This window comes from Acidimicrobiales bacterium, from assembly GCA_025455885.1.
Classification (GTDB): domain Bacteria; phylum Actinomycetota; class Acidimicrobiia; order Acidimicrobiales; family Acidimicrobilacustridaceae; genus Rhabdothermincola_A.
Genome location: JALOLR010000015.1, coordinates 21,719 through 43,060, shown reverse-complemented (window position 1 = coordinate 43,060; position 21,342 = coordinate 21,719). Strand labels below are relative to the sequence as shown.

Genomic DNA, 21,342 nt, shown 5'->3' with positions numbered 1-21,342 from the left:
GTCAGCCGGCCGACGTGACCCGCACCGACTCGCCGTCGAGCGCCACGACGTCGCCGACCCGGAGCTGGCGACCCCGCCGGTGCTCGACCTCACCGTTCACCGTCACCGCCCCGTCCTCGAGCAGCACCTTGGCGTCGGACCCCGTGTCGATGAATCCGGCCAGCTTCAGGAGCTGCCCGAGCCGGATGCCCTCGTCCCGTATCGCCACGTCGCGCACGTCACATCCTGCCCGACGCCGCCCCGCTCCACCGAGGGCGGGGGTGGCGGGCGCCCACTGGTCAGAACGGCAGCGTCGCCGCTGCGGTGACCTCGACGGCGACCACGTGGTCGATGGCCGTCGCGGAACGACCGACGAACAGGTCGTGGCGGCCGGCGTCGAGGGCCCAGCCCCGCACCCGTCCCTTGGCCGACGGCTGCTTCATCCAGGCCACCGACGTGACCAGGCGCTCCCCGATCGACTCGGCGTCGGGGTCACCCGCCTGCCAGTACGCGAACGCCCGGTCGCCGAGCTCGAGGCGCACGGTCGTGGTCTCCCCCGGGTCGAGCACGACCTTGGCGAACGCCTTGAGCTCCTTGGGTGGTCGGTGCAGCAGCGGTGCCCGCGACCCCACGTAGAGCTGGACGACCTCGCTCCCCCGACGATGTCCGGTGTTGGTCACGTCGGCCTCGACCACCAGGGTGTCGCCGGCGGTGAACGTGGCCGCCGACAGGCGGGGCTCGCCCACCGTGAACGACGAATACGACAGCCCGTGCCCGAACGGGAACCGGACCGGGAGGTGGCGGTCGTCGTACCAGCGGTAGCCCACCAGCACACCCTCGCCGTAGACGATGCGGCCGTTCTCGGCCGGGAAGTTCCCCCACGACGGGTTGTGCTCGAGCCGTTCGGGGAAGGTCGTGGGAAGGCGGCCGCCCGGCTCGGCGTCGCCGAGGAGGACGTCGGTGAGCGCCTCGGACATCTCCTGGCCCCCGAACCAGATCTGCAGGAGTGCCCGCACCCGGTCGGCCCACTGCAGGGTGACCGGGGAACCGGTGTTGAGCACGACGACGGCGTCGGGGGCCACCGCCAGCACCCGTTCGACCAGCTCGTCCTGGCGACCGGGGAGGTCCATCGACACCCGGTCGGCACCCTCGGACTCCCAGTCGGCGTCGGTGCCGACGACCACCACCACGGCGTCGGCCGACGCCGCGGCGGCGACCGCCCGCTCGATGCCGTCCGCCCGGGCCGCGGGACGGGCCCCCAGCTTGACCCCGGAGATCAACGCACCGTCGGCGTTCGTGAGCTCGACGACGATGTCGCGGGGCCGGTCCGGGTCCAGCTCGAGCTCGGCGGTCAGCTCCAGGCCGCCGAAGCCGAAGAAGTCGTGGCCCGGTGGCCGCGGCGGGCCCGTGCCGTCGATCACCACCTCCCCGTCGACCAGCAGGCGGGCGGGGCCGGTCTGGACGAGCGACAGCAACCACCGCCCGGCCGTCGGCGGCCGCAGGCGTGCGGAGGCCCGCAGCGCATAGGCGCTCCCCACGCCGGCCGTCGGCGGACCGAGGGCGAGGAGCGTGGCGGCGTCACGGTGGGTGTGGCCGACGACCGTGCCCCCGAGGTCGTCGGCGGCGAAGTACTCGACCAACAGGCCGGGCTCGCCGTCGGGCCGCGTGAGCCACTCGGAGGGGACCTCGGGTGTCGTGAGCGAGATGTCGACACCGGGCTCGTGCACGATCTCCACGCCCGGCCCGAGCCGGTCGGCGAGCGCCTCGAGGGGCGAGCGCAGGTAGTGCGCGGGGAGCTGGGCCGAGCCACCGCCCATGATCTGGGCCCGGTCGGCGTTCGGCCCGAGGACGGCCACGCGACGCAGGGCCGCCGGCTCGAGGGGGAGGATCCCGTCGTTGACCAGGAGCACCGCCGCCGCCGCGGCCGCCTCCCGGACCTGGGCGCGGTGGACGGGATCGTCGACGGACGTCGGCGCCTCCCCCGGCGGGTCGTCGAGGGCCCCGAGGCGATCGAACACCCCGAGGAGCCGGAGCAGCGCGGCGTCGAGGAGGGACTCGTCGACGCGGCCGGCCCCGACGGCCGCGGCCAAGGCCGGGCCGTAGGCCCGGCCGGTGCCGGGCATCTCGAGGTCGAGCCCGGCGGCGATGGCCGCCTCGGTGTCGGCGAGGGCGAACCAGTCGCTGACGACGAACCCCTCGAAGCCCCATTCGCCGCGCAGGACGTCGCGGAGCAGCCACGAGCTGTCGGCGCAGAACTCTCCGTTGAGCCGGTTGTAGCCGGTCATCACCCCGAGTGCCCCGCCGTCGCGCACCGCCATCTCGAACGGCAACAGGTAGAGCTCGCGGAGGGTGCGCTCGTCGGCCACCGTGTCGGCGCTCATGCGATCGAGCTCGGACTCGTTGCCGGCGAAGTGCTTCACCGTGGTCGCCACGCCCTGCGATTGGGCCCCCCGCACGAACGCCGCGGCCAGCCGCCCGGCCAGGAGGGGGTCCTCGGAGTACGACTCGAAGTTCCGACCGCCCAGAGGGGAGCGGTGCAGGTTCACCGTCGGGGCCAACAGCACCCGGCAGGTCTTGGCCCGGGTCTCCTCGCCGAGCAGCGCGCCCAGCCCCTCGACGACCTCGACGTCCCAGGTGGCCCCGAGGGCGGCGCCGCACGGGATGCACACCGACGTCGACGCCTCGGCGCCCAGGCCGGGCAACGACGTTCCCCGGGCCCCGTTCGGACCGTCGGTGACGCGCACCGACGGGATCCCCAGTCGGTCCACGGCCACCGTCGACCAGAGGTCGGCACCGGCGAGCAGGGCGGCCTTCTCGGCGACGGTCAGCTGTGCGACGACAGCGACGAGGTCCCGGGCCACGGGCCCACCCTACGACAACCCGAAAACGGCGACGGCCGGGGCACGTGGCCCCGGCCGTCCCGACGGAGTGGGAAGGGTCAGGCGTTGCTGACGATCTTGGCCTTCGCCGAGGCGAACTCCTCGTCACTCAGCTTGCCCGCGTCGTGCAGGTCGGACAGCTGCTTGAGCTGCTCGGCCGGCGACCCCCCGGTCGCGGTCTCACGGATGTAGCTGTCCATGGCCTTCTGCTGCGCCTGGGCGGCGGCCATCCGGCGCTCGGCCATTCCCCCGCCGCGCACGATGAGGTAGATGAACACCCCGAGGTACGGGAGCACGAGGACGAACAGCACCCAGAGGAACTTCGCGAACCCGTTCGTCTCGCGATCGGAGAACAGGTCGATGAACACCTGGAACAGCAACATGATCCAGATGAAGATCAAGAAGAAGTAGACCATCGACAGGAACACCTCACCGGTGCCCCATTCGGCTGCGAACATGTGGTTGCTCCCTTGCGTCGTGCCGTGCGGTGGTGCAGACGGCCAGGCGAGACTGTAGGTCCGCCGTCAGGCCCGGTGCGTCACCCTGTTCGGGCGATTCCGCGGCCCGCCGGTCCACCGGTCACCCGCGGGGCCACTCCGGGGGGCGCTTCTGCACGAACGACGCCAGCCCTTCCATCATCTCGGGCGTCATCATCGCCCGGTGGAACATGCCCTGGTCGACCGGAGGCAGGCGCTGGTTGATGCTGTGCTTCACCTCGATGCGGGCCTTCGGACCGGTGAGGGCGATCTGTTCGAGCACCCAGTCGACGTGGGCGTCGAGCTCCTCGTGGGGCACCACCTTGCCCACCAGCCCCATCGCCGCCGCCTCGGTGGCGTCGATCTCCCCGGCGGTGAAGAGCAGGTAGCGCGACCGGGCGAGCCCGACCACCTCGCCGAGCCGGGCCACCATCACCGGATCGGGGATGCCCCGCAGCAGCTCCGGTACCCGGAACCGGGCGCGGTCGGAGGCCACCGAGACGTCGCAGCACAAGGTGAGGTCGAGGCCGCCGGCGTGGCAGAGGCCGTTGACCTTGGCCACCCAGAGCTTGCGGCACCGCTCGATGTGACGGAACGGGAACTGGTCGGTGGAGTCCCACTCGACGGCCAGGCCCTCGGTGTCCTCGGCGTTGCCGGCCATGTCGCCACCGGCCCCGAACCACTCGTCGGTGCCCGTCAGGCAGACGGCGTCGAGCTCGGCCTGGCCGTCGGCCCAGATGGCGGCCCGCTTCAGGGCCCGGTACATGTCCTGGGTGAAGGAGTTGCGCCGCTCGGTGCGGTCGATGCGCAGGTGCAGCACCCGCCCGCGCAGCTCCGCCACGATGAAGCGGGTACCGAAGTCGGGCAGTTCGAGTTGGAGGTCGTCGTCGCTCACGTCAGTCCAGCCCGTACAGCGCGGCGGCGTTGCTCCACAGGACCTTCTCGACGACCGCGTCGTCGAGACCGCCCATCACCCGCTCGGCGTAGACCCGGGGACGCTGCGCCGGCGTCTGGGGTCCGGGGTGCTGGCAGGTGGGGTGGGGGTAGTCGGTCTCGAAGAGGATGTTGTCCGGGTAGGCCGTGATGGCGTCGCGGGCGACCTGCTCCTCGAACCAGAAGCAGCCGTAGATCTGACGGCGGTAGTACTCGCTCGGGAGCAGGTCGTACTCGGGGTGCTCGAGGCGGATGCCGCCGTTGCGCCACTGCCAGTCGAACGTCTCGAGCGCGCCGGGCACCCAACCGACGCCGCTCTCCACCGAGACGAACTTCAGGTCCGGGAACCGGTGGCACACGCCGCCGAAGACGAGGTCGGCCACGCAGCGCATGTTGTCGAGGAAGATGAGCGAGCTGACCTTGGCGAAGTTCGTCATCCACCCCATGTCCGCCTCGTCGTTGAACATCGTTCCCATCGACCCTCCCCCCACGTGGAAGTTGACGGGGATGCCGGCCTCCTGCGCCCGCGCCCAGATCGGGTCCCAGTGGCGGTGGGCGAGCGGCGGCATGCCGTAGTCCTGGGGCTGGTTGCAGAAGTTGATGGCGCGGTGCCCGTTGGCCAGGCACCGGTCGATCTCGGCGATCGACAGCTCGAGGTCCCAGAAGGGCAGTGCGGTGATGGCGATGAGCCGGTCGGGGTCGGCGGAGCACCAGTCGACGAGGAAGTCGTTGTAGGCCCGCACGCACTGGGCCACGAGCTCACGGTCGCCGAGGCGGAGGAAGTAGCCGTTGCCGAACCCGCCCACGTTGGGGTACAGCACCTGGGCGTCGATGCCCTCGCGGTCGAGGAACTCGAGGCGGGCGTGGGGGTCGTACATCGCCGGGGCGATGTCGTCGAACGTCTCGGGGATCGACGCCGGCATGATGCCGTCGTGCCCGGCCATGGAGTAGTAACCCGGCGAACCGATCCGCTCGCCGCCGGCCACCCAGGTGTCGCGGCCGTCGATGCGCTCGATGTGGGGGACCTGGTCGTGACGCGACGCGGGGAACGCTCGCGTCCACGTGTCGGGTGGCTCGGTGAGATGGGTGTCGACGTCGATCACCCGGTGGCGGTCGAAGAGATCGCCGGTGGTGGTGTCGGCGTCCGCGGTGAGGGTCATGGTGCGCTCCAGTGGGTGGTGGGGGCGGCGGTCAACGGGGCATTCCCTGGGGCCAGGTGCCGGTGACACCGTCGGCCTCGAGCTCCTCGAACGTGTGCGGGTCGAGTCCGAGCTGGTCCACGAGGATCTCACGCGAGTGCTGCCCGAGGAGCGGCGCGGGCGTGCGGATCCAGCGCTCGACGCCGGCGTAGCGGAACGGCAGGCCCATCACCGGGTGCGTGCCCGCGACCGGGTGCTCGGAGTGCTCGAAGGTCCCGCGGTGGACGTACTGCGGGTGGTCGGAGCTGGCCCGTGGGTCGACGCTGCGCCCGGCGGGCACACCCGCGGCGACGAGGGCCTCGACGGCCGCGTCGCGGTCGACGCCCGCCGCCCACGACGCCACCTCGGCGTCGATGCGGTCATGGGCCGCCCGCCGGCCGGCGGAGGTGGCGAGCGCCGGGTCGGCGGCGAGGTCGTCACGCCCCATCACCGCGGTGAGCGCCTGCCACTGGTCGTCGGTGACCACCGCGAGGGCCAGCCAGCGCTCCGTCCCGGCGCACGCGTAGAGGTTCTGCGGGCTCCCCTCGGGGCCGCGGTTGCCGTCGCGCTCGACCACGTGGCCGTAGGCGCTCCACTCGAGCACCGGTTCGGCGGCGACGTTGAGCGCGGCCTCGAACATCGGGGCCTCGACGAGGCACCCCTCGCCGGTGCGGTCGCGGTGGGCGAGGGCCACGAGGGTCGCGAACGCGGCGTGCACCCCGCCGTTGGGGTCGCAGGGTCCCCTTTGGATGCGGGGCTGATCGTCGGGGTGGCCCGTCACCCACGCCAGCCCCGTCACCTGCTCCATCGTCTGCGCGAACCCCGGGCGATCCCGCCACGGGCCGCTCAGCCCGAACGCGGGCATCCGGACGAGGACGGCCGCCGGGTTCGTGGCGTGCACCACGTCCCAGTCGAGCCCGAAGGACTCGAGGACGCGGGGCGTGAAGTTGTCGACGACGACGTCGGCCCACTCGACGAGACGGAGGGCGAGGGCCCGTCCCCGCTCGTCGTCGAGGTCGAGGGTGAGGTCGCGCTTGTTGGCGTTGGCCTGCAGGAAGAAGGCGCTGCGCTCCCACCACTGCGGCAGGGCGGCGAAGGCTCCGCCGGTGAGGCGCATGCCGTCGAGGCGACGGGTGGACTCGACGTGCACGACGTCGGCCCCGAGTCCGGCCAGCAGCGCGGTCGACGAGGGTCCGGCCCACCAGGCGGTGAGGTCCAGGACCTTGAGCCCCACGAGCGGCAGCTCGGCGGGGCGAGGACGGGGTCGGGTGGGCGCGGCGGGCTCGTCGGTGGTCCAGTCCCCGCCCGCGTGCTCGCCGGCGAGCGGCGCAGGACGCGGCGGAGGGGGATCCTGACCGTCGATCCGCCACGGGCGGCGGGGCATGAGGAACGTGCCGGTCGGATCGGGACCGAAGACGCCTCGCTCGACGGCCTGGTCGAGCGAGGCGACCTGGGTCGGGTCGCTCACGGGGGCCACCGGGATCCGCAGCAGCGCGGCGGCGTCGACGATCTCGGCTGTCGTGTGCTGCGTGGTCCAGGCCCGGACGATCTCGTTCCACTCCACGCGACGGGCGACCCGCGTGGCCAGCGACGCCCATTCGTCGTCGCCGAGCAGATCGGGGCGCTCGATGAGCACCAGGAAGGCGTCGAACTGGTCGCGGGTGTTGGTGTTGAAACCCACGTAGCCGTCGCTGGTGGGCTCGATGGACGGCGTCTCGAACTGGCGGGAGGGCAGAGCGGGGTCGAAGGGCGGACGCCCGGCCAGCGACTGGAAGAGGTCGTTGAAGACGGTGCAGGTGAGGTTGGCGATGTCGTGCACGCTGACGTCGACCAGCTCCCCCTCACCCGTGCCCAGCGCACGGCGGACCGCGGCCAGGGCGCCGACCGCCGCGTAGGCACCGGTCACCCAGTCGACGATGCGGCCTCCGGCCTGGATGGGAGGACGCTCGGGTCCACCTCGGATCGAGAGGCCCCCGCTCTCGGCCTGGGCCGTGAACTCGGTGCCCGGCCGTCCCGCCCACGGCCCGTCGAGGCCGTAGACGGTGGCCGCGGCGATCACCAGCGCCGGGTCGTCACGACGCCAGGCGGCGAGACGCTCGGGATCGGGGGACGTCGTCGGCCCGCCGACCACCACCAGGTGGGCCTCCCGACGCCAGCGGTCCAGGTCGCCGCTCGGGACGCAGCGGTGGCCGTGCCGGAGGTACCGGTAGAGCGCGCCGTCCTCTCCGGAGGGCGCATCGGCGCCCCAGCGCCAGCGCCGGAGCGGGTCGCCGTCGACCGGCTCGACGCGGACGACGTCGGCGCCGGCGTCGCCGAGGAGCTTGGCGCAGTAGGCCCCCGGGAGGCCGTCGGAGGTGTCGAGCACCCGGATCCCGCGCAGCGGCGCGATCGGTCGGGCTGGCGAGCCGGTGTCCCCCACCGTCGGGACCGTAACGATGGCGCTGGAACGTGTCCACCCAGGCCCGACGGCGGCCGGGGCGGGCACCGGGGAGCCGCGGTGGTCAGTCGGGTCGTTCGTGCTGGACGGCGGCCCGGGCGGCGAGCCTCGGCGCGATCAGCTGGTCGACCACCCGACGATGGGCGGGATGGTCGCGGTAGAGCTCCCATCCGGCCCGGTCGTCGAAGTCGGCGACGACGGCCACGGAGGCGTTGTCCGCCCCCAGGCCCAGGTCGAGCCCGACCACGTAGTCGCGCATCGGGATCTGCTCGGGCAACGCCCGGAGCGCCTCGACGACGGCGTCGACCTCGTCGGCGCCGGTGCCCGGGTGGAAGGTCAACAGCACCACGTGGCGAAAGGACATGGGCACAGCCTGGCCGAACCCCGCCGGGCACTCCACCCGGACCCACCCCTGTGGGCCCCACCCCGTCGAGACCGGCCTCGCAGAGGGTTGTGTCGCGCCCCGGGGAGGAGTAGGAAAGGCGGCGTCAGCGGGTTCGCTCGGGCCACGGCACCAGGTGCCGGGAATGCGAGGGCCTCGCCGAGCGTCGATGTGACGGAGAGATCGGCCCGAAGGGTCGCCGAGCACCGGAGTGTGCAGCCGAGATGATGACCGATACCGCGCTCCTGGGCGTCGTGCTCACGCCCCGCCAGATCTGGGAGCTGTTGGACCTCGTCCGCGACGAGCCCGGCGACGCCGACGAGGACGTCCTCGACGCCATCATGGCCAAGCTGCGCAACCCGCGGCAGTTCACGAAGGCCAGCGCGTCGAAGTACCAGGGCCGCCTGCTCGTCCTCAGCGCCGAGGAGCACGAGGCGCTGCTGGGCCTCGTCGTCGACGACGTCACCCCGCCCGACGCGGTGATCGAGTCCGTCGGCGATCGGCTCGAGGGCCTCGTCCCCGACCGGCGCCGGGCCCGTCGGGACGGCGACGCCAACGGGAACGGCTGACCGCACGGTGGTCGCCGCACCGCTCGACGCGCACCGGGCCCGCAACCTGGCCGCCGTCGAGGGGGCCTTCGCGGGCATCGGTGCCGGTGACGCCGCCCGCCAGCTGGAGCACTACACCGACGACCTGGTGATCGAACTTCCCTACGCCTCGCCACCCAGGCGCGTGGAGGGGAAGGACGCCGCCCTGGCCTACCTCGGCGCCGCCCTCGGTGCCTTCGAGCTCGACCTCGTCATCGACGAGGTCCACGCCGGGCTCGACCCCGACGAGCTGGTCGTGGAGTTCTCGGGCACGGGCCGCCACCGGCCGACCGGGTCGGCCTACGCGAACCGCTACATCGCCGTGTTCGGGTTCCGCGACGGCCGCATCGTCCGTCAACGCGAGTACTACAACCCGGCGGCGAGCCCCACCGGCGGGGCTTGAGCTCAGCGCTCCCGCAGGACCCGCCCGAAGGCTCGGACCTCGTCGACGAAGGGGCCCGGCCGCTCGAAGGCCGCGAAGTGCCCGCCTCGGGCCTGCTCTCCCCAGTACACGAGGTCGTAGGCCTTCTCGGCCCACGCCCGCGGGGTCTGCAGCAGCTCGAACGGGTAGACGGTGTGCCCGGTCGCCACGTCCACCCGGCCGCCGACCGGGTCGGTGGGTGAGGTGCCGGCGCGTGCCGACTCGGCGTAGAGGCGAGCGGCGGACCCGGCGGTGTTCGTGACCCAGTAGGCCATGAGGTTGTCGAGGAGGCGGTCCCAGCCGAAGGTGGCGGCCATGCTCGCGTCGTCGAGATCGCTCCAGACGTGGAACTTCTCGAGGATCCAGGCGGCGAGCCCGACCGGGGAGTCGGTGAGGCCGTAGGCGAGGGTCTGGGGCCGGGTGCTCTGGATGGCCATGTAGCCGGTGCCGTCGGCGATGCGCTCGCCGGCCACCGCGAAGCGGGCCATGTCGGCCTCGGTCACCCCCGCCATGGCGTCGGGGTCATCCGCGTCGGGGAAGGCGAAGATCATGTTCACGTGCAGGCCGATGAGGCGCTCCGCGTGGTCGCGACCCATCCACCGGGTCACGACGGCCCCCCAGTCGCCGCCCTGGGCCACGAACCGGTCGTACCCGAGCTGCGTCATCACCTCGGCGAGGGCCGACGCCACCCGTCGGGCGTCGAGCCCCGGGGTGCGGGTCGGTCCGGAGAACCCGTAGCCCGGCATGGACGGGATGACGACGTGGAAGGCGTCCGCGGCCGTCCCGCCGTGGGCCTCGGGATCGGTGAGCGGCTCGATCACGTCGAGGAACTCGACGAACGAGCCGGGCCACCCGTGGGTGAGCAGCAGCGGCGTGGCGCCGTCGTGCGGCGAGCGGACGTGCAGGAAGTGAACGGTCTCGCCCTCGGCCTCGGTGAGGAACTGGGGCCGGCGGTTCATGGCCGCCTCGCGGGCCCGCCAGTCGTAGCGGTGGCGCCAGTGGTCGACGGCGGCCCGCACCTCGCTCACGGGGATGCCGAACGACCAGGGCTCACCGGGGGGCTGATCCGGCCAGCGGGCGTTGTCGAGTCGCCGGTGGAGGTCGTCGAGGACCTCGTCGGGGACGGCGATCGTGAAGGGCTCCGGGGTGGGCATGCCCGCCATGCTGGCCCAGCGGCGGGGGCGCCCGCGCCGCGCCGCTACATGGGCATGCGGCCGGCGGTGATCCCGCCGTCGACGTAGATCACCTGGCCGTTCACGTACCGCGAGTCGTCGGCGCAGAGGAAGGCGATCACGTCGGCGATGTCGGCGGGTGTGCCCACCCGCCCGAGCGGCACCCCCTTGGCCCGTTCTGCGGCCCGATCGCCCTGGTAGTTGGCGGCGGTCCCGTCGCTGACGATCAGGCCGGGCCCCACGGCGTTGGTGCGGATGCCCGAGGGGCCGAGCTCGAGGGCCATGGTCCGCGTGAGCGACTCCACCGCGGCCTTGGTGGCGGGGTAGGTCCCGAGGCCCGGCGAGTTCGTGTACGCCGCGCCCGAGGAGAGGTTCACGATGCTCCCTCCGCCGCCGGCCTTCATGAGCGGGGCGAAGGCCTGGGTGCACCAGACGACGCCGAGCACGTTGACCTCGATCACGGCGCGGGCGTCGTCCGGCGACATCTCGAGGATCGAGTGGAACGCCCAGATCCCGGCGTTGTTGACGAGGATCTGACAGCCGTCGAGCGACGCCGCGACGGCGTGCACCGCGTCGGGGTCGGTGACGTCGCACTGCCGCCAGTCGCCGTCGACCGCCGCGGCGGTCGCCGCGGCTCGTTCCCCGTCCAGGTCGAGAGCCACGACGTGGTGACCGTCGCGAGCCAGCCGTTCGGCGGTGGCCCGACCGAGTCCCTGCCCGGCACCGGTGACCACGGCGATCCCCATCGTCGACTCCTCCTCGTCCGCCCGCGACGGCAGCCTTCCTTGATCGTGCCAGAGTTGGCGACATGCCCCGACCAGCCGCCGTGTTCATGGCCGGGTTGGCCCTCCTGGCCGGGGTGAACCTGGTGCGCTCGGCCACGAGCGACGCCCCGACGGATCCGGCCCGGGCCGCCGCGCCGATGGCGGCCGACCTCACGTCCGCAGCCGGGCCGCGGGCGACCTCCGCCCCCTCCCGCCCTGCGGCGACGCAGGCCGATCCCACCCCGCCCACGGCAGCGGGAGCGGCGGCGGTGCCGCCGACGACCGCACCGCCCCCTGCGGCGGTGGCTCCTGCGCCGGTCCCCACGAGCGTCCCTCCGGCGGCGACCGCCGTGACGGAACCACCGGTCGGCGGCCCGCTGCTGGCCTTCGCCGGCGCGGCGGTGACGGGCGTCGGGTGCGCAGCCGAGCCCTTCGCCGAGGGCTTCGCCCGCTCGGGCTTCACCCCCGACGAGGTCTCGGTGGCGAGCTGCGAGATCGTCCTCGACGTCCCCGGGGTCACGCACGCCGATCACGTCTGCGCCCAGATGGGGGGCCCGCCGGTCGCCCGGGTGATGCACGTCGCCCAGCGCACCGTCGACGGTCGGTGCCAGCGGGAGGTCGTGGGGGTGATCGTGCACGAGGTGGGCCACGCCTGGCACATGGACGACCCGGTGCGGTTCCGCCGCGTCATGGTCACCCTCGGGCTCGACCCGAACTCGATGCAGTCGCTCGAGGTGGTCGCCGAGTGCTTCGTGGAGGCGGTCGGCTACCTCGACACGGCCTGCACGCCGTTCGGGGTGGCGGTGCTGAGCGCCGAGATCGCTGCGAGCCGCACCGGCGGCTGACGAGCCCGCTCAGGCGACGCCGTCGAGCTTGAAGACCCGAATGGCGTTCTCCCGCAGGAACTTGGGCCAGACGTGGTCGCGAAGGGGCACGTCGCGGAGCTCGGTGAAGATGCGCTCGAGGGTCAGGCCGGCCGGGTAGTAGCCGGCGTACATGACCTTGTCGGCGCCTCGGCTGTTGGCGTAGCGGACGATGGCCTCCGGGTAGTACTTCGGGGCGAACGCGCTCGGCATGTAGTGGAGCCCGGGCCACTTGAGCATGAGCTTGACGGCCAGGTCCTCCCACGGCTCGGCTCCGTGGCGCATCACGATCCGCAGCTCGGGGAAGTCGTAGCAGACCTGGTCGAAGTGCATCACGTGCTGGCACTCGGCCGGGAAGCGGGGCCCGGGGATGCCGGCGTTGGCGATGATCGGGATGTCGAGGTCGATGCAGGTCTGGTACACGGGGTAGTAGCGGCGGTCGCTGACGGGTACCTGGGGGTTGCAGCCGGCGGGGAACGTGGTGACCGCGCTCAGGCCGTGCTCGGCGTGGGTGTCACGGATGCGCCGTACGCAGCCGGTGATGTCGTTGGGATCGACCTCGAGGGAGAGGAACACCCGTCCGGGGTGACGGCGACGGGCCTCGACGGACTGCTCGGACACCCCGAAGAGCCCGGCCGCGACACCCCACCGGTCCATCTCACCGAAGGTCACGTCGATCGGGTCGACCTCGTCGGCGGCCTCTTCGGGCACGTCCTTGAACATGTAGCCCGCCGGCATCTCGAGCGAGTCGGAGCCCGGGTCCTTCAGGCCTGCCCCGAGGTACTCGTAGACCGCCTTCTTGTCGCGGAAGGGGAAGCCGATCATCAGGTCGATCGCACCGATGCCGTCGGGGTAGGCCATGGTCTCCTCGCTCGGGCGGCGTCGCAGCACGCGTCGGCGCACCCGTCCGGCGGTCGCCCCCTCCTCCGGCCGGGGAATCGTAGGGCGTCGGCGCGAGGCGCCCGCTCAGCGCAGGCCGAGCGCCACGGTGGAGTCGAGGAGGAACTGCTCGAAGAGCAGTCCGGGGTCCTCCACCGAACCGACGAGGTGCCCGAAGAGCTCGAAGGAGACGAAGCCGTAGAGCCCGATCCAGGCCAGGAGGCCGCGGGCGAGCCAGGCCGGGGGGACGTCCGGCGCGATGGCCCCGGCGCCCGCCACCACGTCGGCGCGCAGGTGGGCGACGAGCGGGGGCCACCACTGGGGCGGCGGATCGGTCGGGGCCGAAGCGGCGGCGTCGGCCAGGATGGCGACGAGCACCCGGGCCACCCTGGTCGCCGGGTCGACGGTGGTCGCCGGCGCCTCATAGCCGGGCACCGGGGTGCCGTAGAGCAGCGCGTACTCGTGGGGATGGGCCAGGGCCCAGGTCCGGACGGCGGTCGACGCCGTGCGCCACCGCGCCGCGAGGTCGCGCCGTCGAACCCTCGCCTCGGCGGATTCGACCGCGCTGCCCATCGCCTCGTAGCCCTCGACGATGAGCGCGGTGAGCAGCGCGTCGCGGCTGGCGAAGTAGCGGTACACCGCCGACGAGGTCATGCCGAGGTCGCGGGCGACGGCCCGCAGCGACAGGTCGGCCGGGCCGCGCGCTGCGAGGTGGGCGCGGGCCGTGGCGAGGATCTCGCCGGTGATCTCGGCGCGGGCCCGCTGCCGGGCCGTTCTGGGGGCGCTCACGACCGCCATCCTGGCACGTTCTCGCGAGCGGTGCACCGTGTCGAGAGCGTTGCTCTTGACGGGGGCCGATCAGTGCCCCAAGATGAGAGCAGTGCTCACAGAGTGGGCGGAGCGGAGGCTCGACATGGGACGACACGTGGTCATCGGCGCAGGACCGACCGGGCGAGGCACCGCCGTGCGCCTGGCCGAGAGCGGCCACGAGGTGCGGCTCGTGACCCGGCGAGGGACGACCGTCGCCCACGACGGCATCGACGCGGTGGCCGCCGACGCGAGCCACGCCGAACGGATGGTCGAGGTCACGATCGGCGCCGACGCCGTCTACAACTGCGTCAACCCTCCCTACGCCGCCTGGGCCACCACCTGGCCGCCGATCGCCGCCGCACTGCTGGCCGCCGCCGAGGCGAACGACGCCGTGCTGGTCACGATGTCGAACCTCTACGCCTACGGCCCGGGCAGCGCGCAACCGATGACCGAGGAGCTCCCCCTCGCCGCCATCGGCACCAAAGGGCGGGTGAGGGCACGGATGTGGCAGGACGCCCTCGCGGCCCACGAGGCCGGTCGGGTCCGGGTGACCGAGGCGCGGGCGTCGGACTTCATCGGGCCCGGGGTCGTCGACGCCGCCATGGGCGAGCGGGTGGTCCCCATGGTCCTCGCCGGGAAGCGGGTCCGCACCATCGGCGACCCCGACGCCGCCCACAGCTGGACCTCCACGGACGACGTCGCCCGGACCCTGGCCGTGCTGGGCACCGACGAGCGGGCGCTCGGACGGCCCTGGCACGTCCCCACCGCGCCGGCGTGCTCGGTGCGCGAGCTCGTCGGGGTCCTCGCCGACGCCGCCGGCGTCCCCGCCCCCCCGGTCTCGGGCGTCCCGCGAGGCGTGCTCGTGGCGCTCGGATGGTTCTCCCCGCTCATGAAGGAGCTGCGCGAGACCGCGTACCAGTTCGAGCACCCCTTCGTCATCGACGCCAGCGACGCCGAGGCCGTCTTCGGGTTGCGGGCCACGCCGCTCGCCGAGACCGCCGCCACCACCGTCGCCTGGTGGCGCGACCGTCTCGCCGGGCCGCCAGAGGTCGACACCCCAACGACGTGAACGAGCACCGGGGCGCCGCTGGCGGGCGCCCTCGGCACCATCGGTAGGATGAGCTCCGTCGCCACCGCCCACGAGGGGAACACCATGGACCAGACCCTGGAGGCCACCGAGGCCCCGGAGACCACGCCGGCCGCCGAGACCGACGCGGAGGCCACCGACGACGAGCTGTTGGTCGAGGAGATCTCCATCGACGGCATGTGCGGCGTCTACTGAGCCCGAACCCGGTCCCGGTTCGCCGACCATGACCACGACCACCCCTGACACGACCGGCTTCGACGCCGGCCGGCCGTGGCGCCTGCACGACCGCGTGGCGCTGCGCCCCGAACCGTTCGGGGCGCTCGCGTACCACTACGGCAACCGGCGCCTCACGTTCCTGCGCTCCCCCGACCTCGTCGCGGTCGTCGAGGGCCTGGGGGAGGCGCCCGACGCCCGGACGGCGTTCGCCGCCGCCGGCCTCGAGGACCGTCGGTGGCCCTCGTTCGAGAGGGCCCTCACCTCGCTCGCCGCCGGCGACTTCATCGTGCCCACGCCCCCCGAACCCGAGGACCGCGCATGACCGCGCTCACCGACGAGCTCACGCTCGGCCTCAACGCCCCCATCTGCCTCACCTGGGAGTGGACCTACGCCTGCGACCTCGCCTGCGTCCACTGCCTGTCGAGCTCGGGACGGCGCGATCCGAACGAGCTGACCACCGCCGAGATGCGCGCCATCGTCGACCAGCTCGCCGAGATGCAGGTCTTCTACGTCAACATCGGCGGCGGCGAGCCGATGCTGCGTCCCGACTTCTTCGAGATCGTCGAGTACTGCGTCGAGCGGGGGGTCGGGGTGAAGTTCTCGACCAACGGGGGCCGCATCACCGCCGAGAACGCACGCCGCCTCGCCGCCCTCGACTACGTCGACATCCAGATCTCCCTCGACGGCATCGACGAGGCGACCAACGACGTCATCCGGGGCGAGGGCACCCACGCCCGGGTGCGCCGGGCCATGGACCACCTCCGCGACGCCGACTTCGGGTCGTTCAAGCTCAGCGTCGTGATGACGCGGGCCAACGTGGAGCAGGTCGACGCGTACGAGGCCCTCGCCGCCGAGTACGGCGCCGAGCTGCGCCTCACCCGGTTCCGGCCCTCGGGTCGCGGCATCGACACCTGGCACGACCTGCACCCGACGTCCCGACAGCAGCGCGAGTTGTACCACTGGCTGTTGGCCCGGCCCCACGTCCTCACCGGCGACTCGTTCTTCCACCTCTCCGCGCTGGGCGAGCCCCTCCCCGGGCTCAACCTGTGCGGTGCCGGTCGGGTGGTCTGCCTCATCGACCCCGTCGGCGACGTCTACGCCTGCCCGTTCGTGCTCCACGACGAGTTCAAGGCCGGGAACGTGCGCGACGAGGGCGGCTTCGCCGCCGTGTGGCGCACGAGCGATCTGTTCACGTCCCTGCGCGAGCCCTCCTCGCCCGGCGCGTGCGGCTCGTGCGGCAGCTACGACGCCTGCGGCGGCGGCTGCATGGCCGCCAAGTTCTTCACCGGCCTCCCCCTCGACGCCCCCGACCCCGAGTGCGTCTTCGGCCACGGCGAGGAGGCCCTCGCCGAGCTGGCCGCGCGGGGCCCCGTCGACCGCCCCACGGTGAGCGCCGACCACTCCAAGCCCCTCGGCGTCGGCCGTCGCCGCATCCCCGTCACGGTGCTCTGAGCCCACGGTGCCCTTGGCCCGGCGCCCGGGTCCCCCGGTCGGCTCGGGGGCGGGTCGCTACTTGTCGCCGAGGGTGAGGAAGAAGTCCTTCGGCACCACGATGTCGTCGGCCGACAGCTCGGCGATGCTGGCCTTGCCGAGGCCGAGCAGGCAGGCGTCGATCCCCCCGCGCAGGATGTCGAGCACGTTCTCGACCCCGACCTGGCCGTTGACGGCGAGCCCCCACAGGTAGGCCCGCCCGATCATCACCGCCTTCGCGCCGAAGGCGACCGCCTTGACCACGTCGGAGCCGCGCCGCACGCCGCCGTCGAGCACGACCTCGATCTCGTCGCCGACAGCGTCGACGATCGACGGCAGCACCCGGATCGGCGACGGCGTGCCGTCGAGATTGTTGCCCCCGTGGTTGGACACGGACAGGGCGGTGCACCCGGCGTCGCGCACCCGCTTGGCGTCGTCGACGCGGCAGACGCCCTTGACCATGAACGGGCCCTCCCACTGGGAGCGGAGCCACGCCACGTCGTCCCAGCTGGGGGGCGGCATCTGCATCCACTCGTAGTAGGCCCCGAAGAAGGCGGGCGGCGCCTCGCCGGGCTTGGCCATGTTGGGGGTCGAGAGGTCGGGGATGTGGCCCTGGCGCAGGTAGGCGGCGAACCACGCCGGGCGGGACAGCGCCTGGGGGGCGAGCTTCAGGGCGGTCCTGAGATCGATCTTCTCCGGGATGAACGGGCTGCCCCAGTCACGGCCGTTCGAGAAGGTCCAGTCGAGGGTGAGGATGATGCCCTTGGCGCCGGCCGCCTTCGCCCGTTCGAGGCGCTGGACCATGACCTCGCGGCCCCCGGACCAGTACATCTGGAAGAGCAGCTGGTCGTTGACCGCCGCCACCTCCTCCATGGACTTGGAGGCGAAGGAGCTGAGCCCCATCGGGATGCCCCGGTTGGCGGCGGCGCGGGCCACCGCCACCTCGCCGTCCGGGTGCACGGCCTGGACCCCGGTCGGCGAGATGACGACCGGCATCGAGATGTCGAGGCCCATGACCCGGGTTCCCATCGAGCGCTCGGGCTGGAGGCCGGCGACGTGGGGAGCGAAGCCCAAGCGGTCGAAGGAGCCGAGGTTGGCCTCGAGCGACACGCCCTTCTCGGCGCCGCCGATGATGGCGCCGTAGACCGACGACGGCAGGCGTCGCTTGGCGCGCTTCTGCGCCACGGCCACCGTCTCGAACCACGCACCAGCCATCGATCGCCCTCCCTCGGGAACGGGGGCACCCTACTTCCGGTGCCCCCGAGGCCCCAAGGCGTGCCGGCCGAGGTGAGGGTCCCTCGGTGCGCTCCCACCGTCGACGGCGGGCGGGGACCGACCGCGAGGTCTGGCAGGATCGACGGGACGAGAGGACGACGGGGGTCGTCGTCCGGCGGCTCCGGCCGCCCGAGACCGGGGGTGGCCGATGGACGTCGGGACGGACACGAACGCGAGCAGCGCCGCGTCGGCGGCGATGGCCGAGTTGGCAGAGCTGGTGGCGGCGGTGAACGCCGACGCCGACCACCCCCGATGGGACTTCACCACCGACCAGGACCGGGCGTCGTACCGCCGGTTCGCCATGCACGCCCTGCACCACGGCCTGCAGTTCTGGCTCGAGGCCGACCCCGCCCGCCCGTGGTTCCACCGCTGGTTCACGCCCAGCCTGAAGCTCCTCGGCGACAACCCCGACACCGTCTACTACGGGACGGTGATCGACCCCACCCGGTCGTACCGGCTGCGGGGCAACACCGCCAACGCCTGCTACACGTCGTTCACCGTCGAGATGGGCACCGCCGGTGGCGCCATGTCGCAGCGCCTCGGGCACACGCTCAACGACGACCAGTTCGACGTGGCCGCCGACGGCAGCTTCGAGCTCCTCGTCGGACCCGAGGCCGACGGTCCCGGCGACCACGGCCGCAACTGGCTGCCCCTGGCCCCCGACGCCGGGTCGATCACCACCCGCCACTACTTCGAGTGGGCCCGCTGCGCGGCACTCGACCCCACCCTCGAGGTCCCGCTGTCGATCGTGCCCCTCGACGACCCCGGACCTCCGCCCGTCCCCGACGACGAGGCCACCGCCGCCGACATCCGTCGGGTCGTCACCTTCCTGCGCTCGGTCACGGTCGACTGGGGCCACCACCCCATGCCGCCCGGCGCCATCCCGTGGGTCTCGTCGGAGCCCAACGCGTTCACCAACCCGCCCCCGGACGACGGGAACCTCGGCATCGGCTATGCCGCCGCCGACAACGTGTACCGCAGCGCCCGCTGGGAGCTCGGTCCGGACGAGGCGCTGGTGATCGCCGGGCGGTTCCCCCGCTGCCGGTTCGCCAACGTCGTGCTGTTCAACAACCACATGCAGACGCTGCCCTACGACCGGCGGGCGGTGTCGCTCAACCGGGTGCAGACGGTCCACGAGGACGACGGCTCGTTCCGCATGGTCCTCGCCCACCGCGACCCCGGCGTGCCCAACTGGCTCGACACCCGGGGCCTGCCCCACGGCACGATGTTCTGGCGGTTCCTGCTGCCCACCGAGCCGATCGCCGACCTCACCACCGAGGTCGTGGCGTTCGACGCCGTCAGGGCGTGAGCTCGGCGAACTTCACGACGGTCGCCACCGGGGTCTCGACGTCCTCCTCCGGGAGGAAGAACCGGAAGAAGACAGTGCCCAGCGCCCGTCCCTCGGTGTCGATCCAGTTCGGCAGGCCCGGATCCTCGTGCGCCAGGACCAACCGGAACGACCCATCGGGTTCGAGGTGGGTCTGCACCCGGTTCAACGACACCTGACGGTTGACGTAGTCGTACATCTGCGACCACCGGTTCCAGAGGCACACGTTGGCGAAACGACACGCCGGCCACCGGCCGGTGATCACGAGAGCCTCGTCCGGACCGATCAGGTACGGGGCCATCGAGTACGCGGCGTCGGCCGCCGCGAACGCCATGTCGCCGGGCACCACCGGCTTGGGGAACTCGTTGGGCACCGTCGACACGAAGGGGATCGAGCCCACGTCGTCACGCGCCGGCTGACCGACGGTCTTGTCGTACACGTGGCGGTTCACCCGGCGCAGAGCGGCGGCCACCCGCTCGTCGTTCCACCGGGGCGGGGGCGGGGGCGGGTCGACGACCTCGATGCTGATGGGGACGTGCAGCGTCTGCGACGCCGAGGCGGACTCGACCGTCTCGAAGTAGTGGCGGGTGGTGATCCGGCCCCCGTTCTCGCCGATGTCCATCCAGTTGCGGTCGGCCGGCTGGCCGCCGAGGCGGATCTCGTAGTTGCCCTCGGCGTCGACGTCGATGTCGTTGTCGTTCAGCACGCCGGAGTTGTGCGTCGCGTACGCGCCGTCGGCGGCACCGGCCTCCATCGTGAACGAGGTGTAGACGGCGCCGGCGAGGTTGCCCCGGACGACGTACTCGAGCCCGGGCGCGACCGGCGTCTCGTAGTACACGGCATCGCTGTTGTCGCCGGTGAAGCTGCGGGTGGGCGAGACGATGCGGTGGAAGACGGGGCGCTCCGGGTCGAACTCCTGATGGGAGTAGAGGGCGCTCTGGAGGATGTGGGTGAGGTTCCGGAAGCCCTCCGCGACGTCGTCGTCGCTCATGGCCGGGCCGGGCACCACCCAGGTGTCGGCCGCGGCACGCAACGTCTCGAGGAGCTCGTCGAAGGCCGCTCGCGACTGCAGTTCGGTCATCGTTCCCCCAGGGATCGGATCGGCGTGCGTGCATCCTCGCGGATCGGGAGGCGCCCTGCCGACGCCGGGCTACGGTCGCCGGGCGCATCCGCGGCGACGGCGAGCACCAGGGGGATCCGGATGGACGAACGACGACTGGCCGAGGCACTCGACGAGTGGGCGGTGCGGCGGTTGCACAACGCCTACGCCGACATCGTGACCCGACGGGCATGGACCGAGCTCCACGACGTGATGCGACCGACGTGCACGCTGGACCTCGACCTCGGCGACCGCACGATGCGCTTCGACGGGCCCGACGCCATCGGGTCGTTCATCGGCACCGAGCTGCAGCGCTTCTCCTTCTTCGAATTCGTGATCCTCAACTCGGTCGTGAAGGTCGACGTGGAAGCCGGGACCGCAGGAGCCCGCCTGTACATGCAGGAGCTGCGCCAGGACGTCGACGGGGGCCGGCGGACGAACGCCTACGGCGTGTACCACGACCACTTCGAGCGCGACGCCGACGGTCGCTGGTGGATCGCCCGCCGCCGCTACGGCAGCTTCTCGCGCACGGCCGCCCCCGGCTCCGACGTCGAGCAGGACGTCTTCCCGCTCCCGGTGTTCGACCTCGACCAGCTCTGAACGCCGCCGACGCCCTACTCGCCGAGGTCGAGGCGCGCGTCGAGGCCGACGGCCACCGGTGACCCGGCGGGGTCGACCGCGGTGACCCGACGGGCGGTTCGGGGGGCGCCGGCCGCGCCGACCATGGTGAGCACCTCGAAGGCGATGGTCATGGCATCGGTCCCCGGCGGGTGACGGTGGGTGGCGCCCTCCCCGTCCTCGTCGAGCTGCCAGCCCCGACGGTCGAGCGCCTCGGCGACGTTGTTGGTCCGGCTCCGGGTGAGCCCGACGAAGCGGACACCGAGCACCACGTGACCGCCGGGCATGGCGGTGATCATCACCCGGTGCCACCCCTCGGGGGCGGCCACGGTGGCGGTGACCGGTGCGTCCGATCCCATGACGTGGCCACGGATGGCGAGGACGACGTCGTTGAGCACCCCCACCGTGTCGGGATCGGCGAGGTCGAGGACGACGTGCAGTGGGGCGGCCACCGGCCCAGCCTGCCAGCCCGGCGTCCGGTCGCGAACCA

23 protein-coding genes are annotated in these 21,342 nt (G+C 72.6%); 9 read left to right on the top strand and 14 right to left on the bottom strand.

What is annotated here, in order from left to right:
* Nucleotide 1: 1 nt before the first annotated feature.
* From MUE36_12695 to MUE36_12665, 7 genes are all read right to left on the bottom strand, one after another.
* Nucleotides 2-217, bottom strand: coding sequence for an RNA-binding S4 domain-containing protein (locus MUE36_12695; GenBank protein ID MCU0311786.1), 216 nt, complete (start codon nucleotides 215-217; stop codon nucleotides 2-4).
* Between the two features lie 61 nt (nucleotides 218-278).
* Nucleotides 279-2,840, bottom strand: coding sequence for a glycoside hydrolase family 3 C-terminal domain-containing protein (locus MUE36_12690; protein ID MCU0311785.1), 2,562 nt, complete (start codon nucleotides 2,838-2,840; stop codon nucleotides 279-281).
* A gap of 77 nt (nucleotides 2,841-2,917) precedes the next feature.
* On the bottom strand, nucleotides 2,918-3,316 hold the full coding sequence (locus MUE36_12685) for an SHOCT domain-containing protein (GenBank protein ID MCU0311784.1): 399 nt from the start codon (nucleotides 3,314-3,316) through the stop codon (nucleotides 2,918-2,920).
* 121 nt (nucleotides 3,317-3,437) lie between these two features.
* Complete coding sequence (locus MUE36_12680; GenBank protein MCU0311783.1) at nucleotides 3,438-4,229, bottom strand: enoyl-CoA hydratase/isomerase family protein; 792 nt, start codon at nucleotides 4,227-4,229, stop codon at nucleotides 3,438-3,440.
* Nucleotide 4,230: 1 nt separating this feature from the next.
* Nucleotides 4,231-5,427: an amidohydrolase gene (locus tag MUE36_12675; protein ID MCU0311782.1), complete on the bottom strand. Its 1,197-nt coding sequence runs from the start codon at nucleotides 5,425-5,427 to the stop codon at nucleotides 4,231-4,233.
* Between the two features lie 31 nt (nucleotides 5,428-5,458).
* The gene (locus MUE36_12670) at nucleotides 5,459-7,864 is read right to left on the bottom strand and encodes a CoA transferase (GenBank protein MCU0311781.1); all 2,406 of its coding nucleotides are present in this window, start codon (nucleotides 7,862-7,864) and stop codon (nucleotides 5,459-5,461) included.
* Between the two features lie 82 nt (nucleotides 7,865-7,946).
* Entirely contained in the window at nucleotides 7,947-8,246 is a 300-nt protein-coding gene (locus MUE36_12665) for a Dabb family protein (protein MCU0311780.1), read from the bottom strand.
* Between the two features lie 242 nt (nucleotides 8,247-8,488).
* Here MUE36_12665 and MUE36_12660 point away from each other — a divergent pair, with 242 nt between their 5' ends.
* Nucleotides 8,489-8,833: a hypothetical protein gene (locus MUE36_12660; protein ID MCU0311779.1), complete on the top strand. Its 345-nt coding sequence runs from the start codon at nucleotides 8,489-8,491 to the stop codon at nucleotides 8,831-8,833.
* 7 nt (nucleotides 8,834-8,840) lie between these two features.
* The gene (locus MUE36_12655) at nucleotides 8,841-9,254 is read left to right on the top strand and encodes a nuclear transport factor 2 family protein (GenBank protein ID MCU0311778.1); all 414 of its coding nucleotides are present in this window, start codon (nucleotides 8,841-8,843) and stop codon (nucleotides 9,252-9,254) included.
* 2 nt (nucleotides 9,255-9,256) lie between these two features.
* Here MUE36_12655 and MUE36_12650 read toward each other — a convergent pair whose 3' ends face one another.
* A complete protein-coding gene (locus MUE36_12650; GenBank protein MCU0311777.1) occupies nucleotides 9,257-10,426 on the bottom strand; it encodes an epoxide hydrolase in 1,170 nt (389 codons plus the stop codon).
* Between the two features lie 44 nt (nucleotides 10,427-10,470).
* Nucleotides 10,471-11,190: an SDR family oxidoreductase gene (locus MUE36_12645; protein MCU0311776.1), complete on the bottom strand. Its 720-nt coding sequence runs from the start codon at nucleotides 11,188-11,190 to the stop codon at nucleotides 10,471-10,473.
* Nucleotides 11,191-11,252: 62 nt separating this feature from the next.
* On the opposite strand from MUE36_12645, the gene MUE36_12640 reads away from it, so the two are divergent.
* The gene (locus tag MUE36_12640) at nucleotides 11,253-12,053 is read left to right on the top strand and encodes a hypothetical protein (protein MCU0311775.1); all 801 of its coding nucleotides are present in this window, start codon (nucleotides 11,253-11,255) and stop codon (nucleotides 12,051-12,053) included.
* 9 nt (nucleotides 12,054-12,062) lie between these two features.
* Here the strand turns inward: MUE36_12640 and MUE36_12635 are convergent, their stop codons facing one another.
* Nucleotides 12,063-12,974: an amidohydrolase family protein gene (locus MUE36_12635; GenBank protein ID MCU0311774.1), complete on the bottom strand. Its 912-nt coding sequence runs from the start codon at nucleotides 12,972-12,974 to the stop codon at nucleotides 12,063-12,065.
* Nucleotides 12,975-13,037: 63 nt separating this feature from the next.
* Complete coding sequence (locus MUE36_12630; protein MCU0311773.1) at nucleotides 13,038-13,739, bottom strand: TetR/AcrR family transcriptional regulator; 702 nt, start codon at nucleotides 13,737-13,739, stop codon at nucleotides 13,038-13,040.
* Nucleotides 13,740-13,863: 124 nt separating this feature from the next.
* On the opposite strand from MUE36_12630, the gene MUE36_12625 reads away from it, so the two are divergent.
* From MUE36_12625 to mftC, 4 genes are read left to right on the top strand one after another with little or no spacing between them, the layout of a single operon-like run.
* Nucleotides 13,864-14,829, top strand: a complete 966-nt coding sequence (locus MUE36_12625; GenBank protein MCU0311772.1) for an NAD-dependent epimerase/dehydratase family protein — start codon at nucleotides 13,864-13,866, stop codon at nucleotides 14,827-14,829.
* 48 nt (nucleotides 14,830-14,877) lie between these two features.
* Nucleotides 14,878-15,042 (top strand): mycofactocin precursor MftA, encoded by a 165-nt coding sequence (mftA, locus tag MUE36_12620; GenBank protein ID MCU0311771.1) that lies wholly within the window; start codon nucleotides 14,878-14,880, stop codon nucleotides 15,040-15,042.
* 28 nt (nucleotides 15,043-15,070) lie between these two features.
* The gene (gene mftB / locus MUE36_12615) at nucleotides 15,071-15,385 is read left to right on the top strand and encodes a mycofactocin biosynthesis chaperone MftB (GenBank protein ID MCU0311770.1); all 315 of its coding nucleotides are present in this window, start codon (nucleotides 15,071-15,073) and stop codon (nucleotides 15,383-15,385) included.
* A complete protein-coding gene (gene mftC, locus MUE36_12610) occupies nucleotides 15,382-16,515 on the top strand; it encodes a mycofactocin radical SAM maturase (GenBank protein MCU0311769.1) in 1,134 nt (377 codons plus the stop codon). The genes mftB and mftC overlap by 4 nt, the downstream gene beginning before the upstream one ends.
* Nucleotides 16,516-16,572: 57 nt before the next feature.
* On the opposite strand, the gene mftD is transcribed toward mftC, so the two are convergent.
* Nucleotides 16,573-17,748, bottom strand: a complete 1,176-nt coding sequence (gene mftD, locus MUE36_12605; protein ID MCU0311768.1) for a mycofactocin biosynthesis FMN-dependent deaminase MftD — start codon at nucleotides 17,746-17,748, stop codon at nucleotides 16,573-16,575.
* 208 nt (nucleotides 17,749-17,956) lie between these two features.
* Here mftD and MUE36_12600 point away from each other — a divergent pair, with 208 nt between their 5' ends.
* The gene (locus tag MUE36_12600) at nucleotides 17,957-19,117 is read left to right on the top strand and encodes a DUF1214 domain-containing protein (protein MCU0311767.1); all 1,161 of its coding nucleotides are present in this window, start codon (nucleotides 17,957-17,959) and stop codon (nucleotides 19,115-19,117) included.
* On the opposite strand, the gene MUE36_12595 is transcribed toward MUE36_12600, so the two are convergent.
* Nucleotides 19,107-20,216, bottom strand: a complete 1,110-nt coding sequence (locus MUE36_12595; protein MCU0311766.1) for a hypothetical protein — start codon at nucleotides 20,214-20,216, stop codon at nucleotides 19,107-19,109. The two genes, MUE36_12600 and MUE36_12595, sit on opposite strands and share 11 nt — an antisense overlap.
* Nucleotides 20,217-20,336: 120 nt before the next feature.
* On the opposite strand from MUE36_12595, the gene MUE36_12590 reads away from it, so the two are divergent.
* Nucleotides 20,337-20,834, top strand: a complete 498-nt coding sequence (locus MUE36_12590; GenBank protein ID MCU0311765.1) for a nuclear transport factor 2 family protein — start codon at nucleotides 20,337-20,339, stop codon at nucleotides 20,832-20,834.
* Nucleotides 20,835-20,848: 14 nt separating this feature from the next.
* On the opposite strand, the gene MUE36_12585 is transcribed toward MUE36_12590, so the two are convergent.
* A complete protein-coding gene (locus MUE36_12585; GenBank protein MCU0311764.1) occupies nucleotides 20,849-21,304 on the bottom strand; it encodes a hypothetical protein in 456 nt (151 codons plus the stop codon).
* Nucleotides 21,305-21,342: the final 38 nt, after the last annotated feature.